This window comes from Methylobacterium gnaphalii, from assembly GCF_007992215.1.
Lineage (GTDB): Bacteria > Pseudomonadota > Alphaproteobacteria > Rhizobiales > Beijerinckiaceae > Methylobacterium > Methylobacterium gnaphalii.
In genome coordinates this window covers 1-6,337 of sequence record NZ_BJZV01000069.1, presented here as the reverse complement: position 1 = coordinate 6,337, position 6,337 = coordinate 1, and the positions used below count along the sequence as shown (strand labels likewise).

The following is a 6,337-nucleotide window of genomic DNA, read 5'->3' as shown; positions in this document are numbered from 1 at the left end:
CCTCGTCGGTCTTGCAAGAACCTTGATCAGGCCACCAATCGAGATGAGGCAGAGGCTTCGCTTCGAGCGCTCCAAACCGCCTCGTATCATCTCACGACCGAGAACCAGCGCAGCAGAATTTCTGATCGCATCCATCAGAACTATGCGCTTATCCAATCGCTCGTCCGGAAGCATGTTGTTCAGGCTCCGCAATCACGGAGCGGGCGTCGCTACGGCATCAATTCCGGGCGCGCTCGAACCCTGCGATACCCGCTCCAGACGAGGCCAGCCATGTCCGCCTCAGCGATTGCTGTTGCCCACCGCACCTGCCCAGACTTCCCTGCCTCGGCAGGGCTCGGACCTTCTCGCCTCGCGATCGGACTTGTGCGTCCGCAGTTGCGCTTCGGGCGGGAGCGGGCAAGTTCCACGATCTTGCTCGGCGCTGCAATCCTCCTGTGGGGCGCAAATTGGCCGGTGATGAAGCTCAGCCTCGGCCACGTCTCACCCCTTTGGTTGTCCGCCTCGCGCTTCACAACTGGCGCAGCCTGCCTGTTCGCTTGGCAAGCGATGCGCAGAGAGATGCAGCTGCCCCGTCGCGGCGACCTGCCCGTCGTCGCCTCTGTCGGCCTCTTGCAGATGATGCTGTTCACCGCCCTTGGTGCGGTGGCGATGACGCGTCTGCCGGCCGGCCGCTCGGCGATCCTGAGCTACACAACACCGATCTGGGTGCTCCCGGCCGTAGTCTTGATGTTCGGCGAACGCATCGGGCGGCGGCAATGGGCCGGCATCGGCCTTGCCGGACTCGGGATCCTCGTCCTCCTCAACCCGTACGTGATTGACTGGCGGGACGGGCAGCTCCTGGGCGCCAACGCGATGCTGGTTGCGGCCTCGGCGGCCTGGGCCGCGTGCATCCTGCACCTGCGCTACGGCCGCGCGCCCTCGTCGGCGATCCAGCTTGCACCCTGGCAGATGCTGCTCGCAGCGGCCTTTCTCGTGCCGCTGGCCTATGCGGTCGAAGGACCGTTCACGGGCGACGGCACCGGTGCCTTCTGGGCCTGCCTCGGCTTCGTCGGCCCGATCGCAACAGCCTTCTGCTTCTGCGGCGTCAACGCAGCAAGCGCACTGCTGCCAGCGAACGCGACCTCGACCCTGATGCTGGCGGTGCCAGTCATCGGCCTTGCACTCTCCACTGCGACCCTGAACGAGACCCTGGGCCTCGACCTGATCCTGGGCGCGCTCGCCATCGGACTGGGCATCGCGGCGAGCGCACGCCAAGCACGTGCCTGACCATCTCACACCACAGGAGTTTTCCATGAAGGCCGTCGGATTTTACAGGTCTCTGCCCATCGATAGCGACGAGGCCCTCGTCGATCTCGACATTCCGGCGCCGACGCCCGGCCCGCGTGACCTCCTCGTCCGGGTGCAGGCTGTCTCGGTCAACCCGGTCGACACGAAGGTTCGCGCTCGCGTCACCCCGGCCCAGGGTCAGCCGCATATCCTCGGCTACGACGCGGTCGGTGTGGTCGAGGCCGTTGGCTCGCAAGCAAGCCTGTTCCAGCCGGGCGATGCGGTGTTCTACGCCGGCGACATCGGCCGGCCCGGCACGAACGCCGAGTTGCACTGTGTCGACGAGCGCATCGTCGGCCACAAGCCCGCCTCGCTCTCACTCGCCGAGGCAGCGGCGATGCCGCTAACCGCGATCACCGCCTGGGAGGCGCTGTTCGACCGGCTCGACGTGCGCAAGGCAGTGCCGGGTGCCGCCGACGCAATCCTGATCATCGGAGGTGCGGGGGGCGTGGGCTCCATCGCGACGCAGCTCGCCCGCCAGCTCACAGATCTGACCGTGATTACCACGGCATCCCGCCCTGAGACGGCGGCCTGGAGCCGTGCACTCGGCGCTCACCACGTCGTCGATCACACGAAGCCGCTTGCCGCGGAGGTCGCCGCGCTCGGGCTCGGTGCGCCGGGCTTCGTCTTCTCCACGACCAACACCAGCCAGCACTTGGGTCAGATCGCCGACTTGATTGCAGCACAGGGCCGCCTCGTGCTCATCGACGATCCGGATTGCCTCGACATCCTGCCCTTCAAGCGAAAGAGCGTGTCGACGCACTGGGAATTCATGTTCACCCGCTCGATGTTCAACACGGCCGACATCGTTGAGCAGGGCCGGCTCCTCGACGAGGTTGCGCGCTTGGTGGACGCCGGCACGCTGAAGACCACGTTTGCGGAGAGCTTCGGCAGGATCTCGGCAACCAATCTTCGCCGGGCTCAAGCGATGATCGAGAGCGGGCGCGCCAAGGGCAAGATCGTTCTGGAGGGCTGGGCCTGAGCTTGCCTGCGAAGCCGTCGAGGTCGTTGCGCTTACCTCCGGCGCCGGATTGGCGCGGACCGCTCATTGCAGGAGGAGTCATGTCGGGCACGCGGAACACGGGGCGCTTCGATCTGAAAGCGATCGCGGCGGCGCTGCCCGACGCAGCGGAGACTCTCCTGGTCGACACCTACCTCACGGACCGCGAGGCGGCGAGCGCGCGCGTCTTCCGCGTCTACAAGCCCACTCCACCTCACTACCATGCGACCTGCGACGAGTACCTCTACGTCTTGTCGGGTCGTGGTACCTTCTGAATGGGCGATGCTGACACCGAAACCGCGTTTGGCCCGGGCGAGCTGCTGTTCTTCGAGCGCGGCACATTGCACGCGATGCCGACGGTCACCGAGCAGCCTGTGGTCTTCCTCTCGGTCGACACGCCGCGGCGTGAGCCGACGGACATCATCTTCGTGAACCCCGAGGATGGCTCGCCCGAGACCTTCATAGCCCGCAAAGCGCCACAAGGCTGAATGCCGGCGGGACGCTCAGGCCGCGATCGCGAGTGCGTCGTGGCCGGCGAGACTCTGGCTCAGGAAGGCGATCAGCGGCTCGACCAAATCGGGCGCCCGGTCCTCGCCCAGCACCGTCACCTCGGTCATCGGCAGGGCCGGCCAGAGTTCTGGCGCGCGCAGGATCTGCATGCCCTCCTGCACGAAGGAGCGGCCGAGCAGCGTGACACCAAGTCCGCCCGCGACCGCGGCCTGCACACCCATCAGGCTGCTTGCCGTACAGGCAGCGACCCACTCCCGTCGTACCGAGTCGAGGGCGGCGATCATCAGCTCGCGGTAGCTGCAGGGTGGCGCCAGCATGACGAGGCGGGCAGGCCGGGTGAAGTCGAGCTCGTAGTCAGTCGATGCCAGCCAGACGAGCGGCTCGCGCCAGATCACACGCCCCCGCAGGTTCGTTCCGCCGCGCTTGGCGATCACCGCGTCGAGGCGATTCGCGTCGTAGGCTTCCAGCAGGTTGCAGCTCAAACCTGTCATCAGATCGATATGCACGTCCGGGTAGAGCCGCCCGAAACGTGCGAGCAGCTTCGGCAGTTGGCCCGGGATGAAGTCTTCCGACACGCCAAGGCGCAGCGTGCCACTCGTGGGAGGCTCTCGCCACGTGCGCATGACTCGGTCGTTGAACTCCAGCATCTGGCGCGCCGCGACGAGCAGCCGCTCGCCGTCCGGTGTCAGCCCGAGCGTACGGCTCGTGCGATCGAAGACACGCCGTCCCAGGATCTCCTCAAGCCGCAGGACCTTCTGGCTGACGGCTGATTGAGAGCGGTGCACCACGTCAGCTGCGGCCGTGAAACTGCCGGTCTCGGCCACAGCCACAAAGGCCCGCAGGAGATCGAGTTCCAAGTCCGGGTAGCGCATCGCCTCGCCCTTCCATCCGAACGCGTCGTTCTCTTGGAACGCCGCCGCTCGTCAACATCTGGAGGTCCCCGCATCAGGATGGCCGAGGTTCATCCACCAGCTTGGCGCGGTTCCGATCGAGCGACCGGTGTCACGGACGGCTCGACGTTGTCCGAACCGTCGAGCACGACGACCTGCGTGTCGACCGGCACGCGGCCGTAGAGGTCGACAATGTCCTGGTTGAACATCCGGATGCAGCCGGACGAGACGTTGGTCCCGATCGTGCCGGGCTCTGTCGTTCCGTGAATGCGGTAGAGGGTGTCGCGGTCGCCGTCGAATAGGTAGAGGGCGCGCGGCCCGAGCGGGTTGCCGGGGCCGCCCGCCATGCCGTTGCGCCAGGGAGCATTCCGCTCGGGCTCGCGGGCGATCATGTCCGGCGTCGGCGTCCAGCGAGGCCACTCGGCCTTGCGCCCGACCCGCGCCCGCCCGCTCCAGGCCAGGCCCGCCTTGCCGACTCCGACGCCGTAGCGCAGGGCGCGCCCGTTCTCGCGCACGAGGTAGAGGAATTTGTTGCCCGGATCGACCACGAGCGTGCCTGGCGGATCGTTGCGCGGGTAGGCGACCTCCTGCCGGAAGTAGCGCGGATCGACGCCCGCGACGTCGGTGGCCGGCAGGGAGAAGCGCTCGTTGGGATGCGCCCCGTACATGGCCGTGAAGGCGGCGTTCGGCGCCGGCGCGACCGAGCGCGCCTGCGGCTCGACCGCCACGCAGCCGCCCGCGAGGAGGAGCAATGCCGTGGCAGCGGCTTGGGAGGTGAGGCAGCGGAGGCGCAGCTGAGCGATCAGCTGGACGGACATGCTCATAAAGGGCTCCCGGATGTGCTGCGGCGGAAACGGAACGCCCCCGAAGGGGAAGCGTGGCAGGTGTCGGCGCCGTGAGGATGATTGCAAACCGGCTAGAATGGAAACGCGTTGTTCCGATTGCAGCCATCAGCGAAACGAATGGAAGCGGCCCGCTTGGCCAGTGCCTCAGCTGTGATTGATTGCGATCTTCAAGCGCTATCCGAACCCGTACGCCAGTTTCTTGGTGGCGGCAGGTACGACTGCCTCCGGCACCTTGGGTCCTGCGCGCTCCGTGTAAGCCTGCTTCGGGACATCACGAGCTGGCCTAAGACGTCTGCTTTTAGCCGGTTTGAAATCCAAAGCGGACAGGCCGCTTTCGGCCAGCTCCAGTCGAACGTCGAACGTCCGCTTTTCTCTAATCCCTTCCGCAAAGCAGACCAGCTGCCTCCTGACCGGTCCTTCCACCAACGAGCCAACTTCCTTGTAGCAGCGTCACCGAGAAGTGCCCGGAAGCGGCAGTCCAGCCTTCTACAAAACGGGAGAAAGGCCGTCATCGACGCGGAGGTTGATGCCAGTGATGTAGCTCGCGCGCGGACTTGCGAGAAACGCGACCGCATCGGCGAGTTCGTTCAGTTCGCCGACACGCCCAACCGGGACTTGAGCGAATATGGGCAGGACGGACTTCTCGATCTCGTTCCATGCCGCGTCGCGCGACGCGAGCCCTCGATCGACGGCAGCCTTACGGAACGTGCTTTCGAGCCGCGCACTCCTTACGGTGCCGGGGGAGATCACGTTGGCGGTGATGCCTTCGGCGGCCACGGCTTTTGCAAGCGAGGCGGTCATGGCGTTGATCGCCGCCTTCGCGCCGGAGTAGTCCGCGCCGGCCGGTGGCGGCATTGTGGCTGCCCCGCTCGATATATTGATGACGCGCCCCCACCTAGCTCGCCGCATGCCCGGCAGGAACCGGGTTGTGACGCGAAGGGCTGCTAGAACGTTCCGGTCGTAGGTTGCCGCCCATTCAGCCGGATCGGATCCCTGCCAGTCGCTTTTTGGACCTGAGCCCCCGGCATTGTTCACAAGGATGTCGATGGAACCGACGTGGCGTTCAACTTTCGCTGCCAGTCTCTCCACATCCTCATCCCGTGTCAGATCAGCCAAGATACCCTCAGCACGACCCGCACACGCCGTGACGACGCGATCGACCTCTATTCGGTCCCGTCCATGAATGACCACACGTGCATTCTAGCGTAGAAGCGTCATCGCGATGGCCTCGCCGATGCCTTTACTGCTTCCGGTGACGAGCGCGACCTTCCCAGCCAGTTGAAGATCCATCGTCCAAAACCCATCCTTCTCGATGACAGCCGAGAGGTCGATCGATCAGGTGAAAGACGCAAGTACGCACTTAAAGGTGCCTGCCGAAGAGCGCGGCATATGCCTCGGACCGGACGGTGCCGTCGCCTATGTCACGCGCGTCATCCGCATGATCCAAGGGCGCTGGAAGTTGCCTATCCTATTTCGGCTCTACGCGGACCCATCGATGCGGGCATTGCAGTTGCTGCGAGACATCCCGGGCATATCGCAAAAGATGCTTACACAACACCTCCGAGAATTGGAGAAGGACTGCTTGGTCGAAAGGATAGACTATAACGAGAGCCCGCCTCGGGTCGATTATCGGCTATCGCGTTGGGGGCGTGAGTTGATGCCTGTCCTCATCGAAGCACGGCGATTTGCGGCGGCCCACCCCGCCGAGCCAACGCGTTGAACTCTCGAACGGAAAAAGGTCCGGTTAAGCCTAACGCGGGCAAGGT

The 6,337-nt window shown here is 65.3% G+C and carries 6 protein-coding genes and 1 pseudogene; 4 read left to right on the top strand and 3 right to left on the bottom strand.

The features are described 5' to 3' along the window. The first annotated feature begins 270 nt into the window (after positions 1-270). The 3 genes and pseudogenes from MGN01_RS22885 (at position 271) to MGN01_RS22875 (ending at position 2,814) form a co-directional block, all read left to right on the top strand. On the top strand, positions 271-1,266 hold the full coding sequence (locus MGN01_RS22885; RefSeq protein WP_147049102.1) for a DMT family transporter: 996 nt from the start codon (positions 271-273) through the stop codon (positions 1,264-1,266). Positions 1,267-1,291: 25 nt separating this feature from the next. Then, positions 1,292-2,308, top strand: a complete 1,017-nt coding sequence (locus tag MGN01_RS22880; protein ID WP_147049101.1) for a zinc-binding alcohol dehydrogenase family protein — start codon at positions 1,292-1,294, stop codon at positions 2,306-2,308. An 80-nt stretch (positions 2,309-2,388) separates the two neighbouring features. Then, a pseudogene (locus MGN01_RS22875) lies at positions 2,389-2,814 on the top strand (cupin domain-containing protein). A 15-nt stretch (positions 2,815-2,829) separates the two neighbouring features. On the opposite strand, the gene MGN01_RS22870 reads toward MGN01_RS22875, so the two are convergent. From MGN01_RS22870 to MGN01_RS22860, 3 genes are all read right to left on the bottom strand, one after another. Then, a complete protein-coding gene (locus MGN01_RS22870) occupies positions 2,830-3,708 on the bottom strand; it encodes a LysR substrate-binding domain-containing protein (RefSeq protein WP_147049100.1) in 879 nt (292 codons plus the stop codon). An 89-nt stretch (positions 3,709-3,797) separates the two neighbouring features. Beyond that, positions 3,798-4,544 carry a L,D-transpeptidase gene (locus MGN01_RS22865; protein WP_147049103.1) on the bottom strand — a complete coding sequence of 249 codons (747 nt, stop codon included), beginning with the start codon at positions 4,542-4,544 and terminating at the stop codon, positions 3,798-3,800. A gap of 513 nt (positions 4,545-5,057) precedes the next feature. Next, a complete protein-coding gene (locus tag MGN01_RS22860; protein WP_306437196.1) occupies positions 5,058-5,762 on the bottom strand; it encodes an SDR family NAD(P)-dependent oxidoreductase in 705 nt (234 codons plus the stop codon). 148 nt (positions 5,763-5,910) lie between these two features. Between MGN01_RS22860 and MGN01_RS22855 the strand changes: the two genes are divergently transcribed. Beyond that, a complete protein-coding gene (locus MGN01_RS22855) occupies positions 5,911-6,291 on the top strand; it encodes a winged helix-turn-helix transcriptional regulator (RefSeq protein ID WP_210246101.1) in 381 nt (126 codons plus the stop codon). Positions 6,292-6,337: the final 46 nt, after the last annotated feature.

Excerpts from the sequence above, each read along its gene's own strand:
- MGN01_RS22870 (WP_147049100.1), bottom strand. The coding sequence starts at position 3,708 with ATGCGCTACCCGGACTTGGAACTCGATCTCCTGCGGGCCTTTGTGGCT.
- MGN01_RS22880 (WP_147049101.1), top strand. The coding sequence starts at position 1,292 with ATGAAGGCCGTCGGATTTTACAGGTCTCTGCCCATCGATAGCGACGAG.
- MGN01_RS22885 (WP_147049102.1), top strand. The coding sequence starts at position 271 with ATGTCCGCCTCAGCGATTGCTGTTGCCCACCGCACCTGCCCAGACTTC.
- MGN01_RS22865 (WP_147049103.1), bottom strand. The coding sequence starts at position 4,544 with ATGTCCGTCCAGCTGATCGCTCAGCTGCGCCTCCGCTGCCTCACCTCC.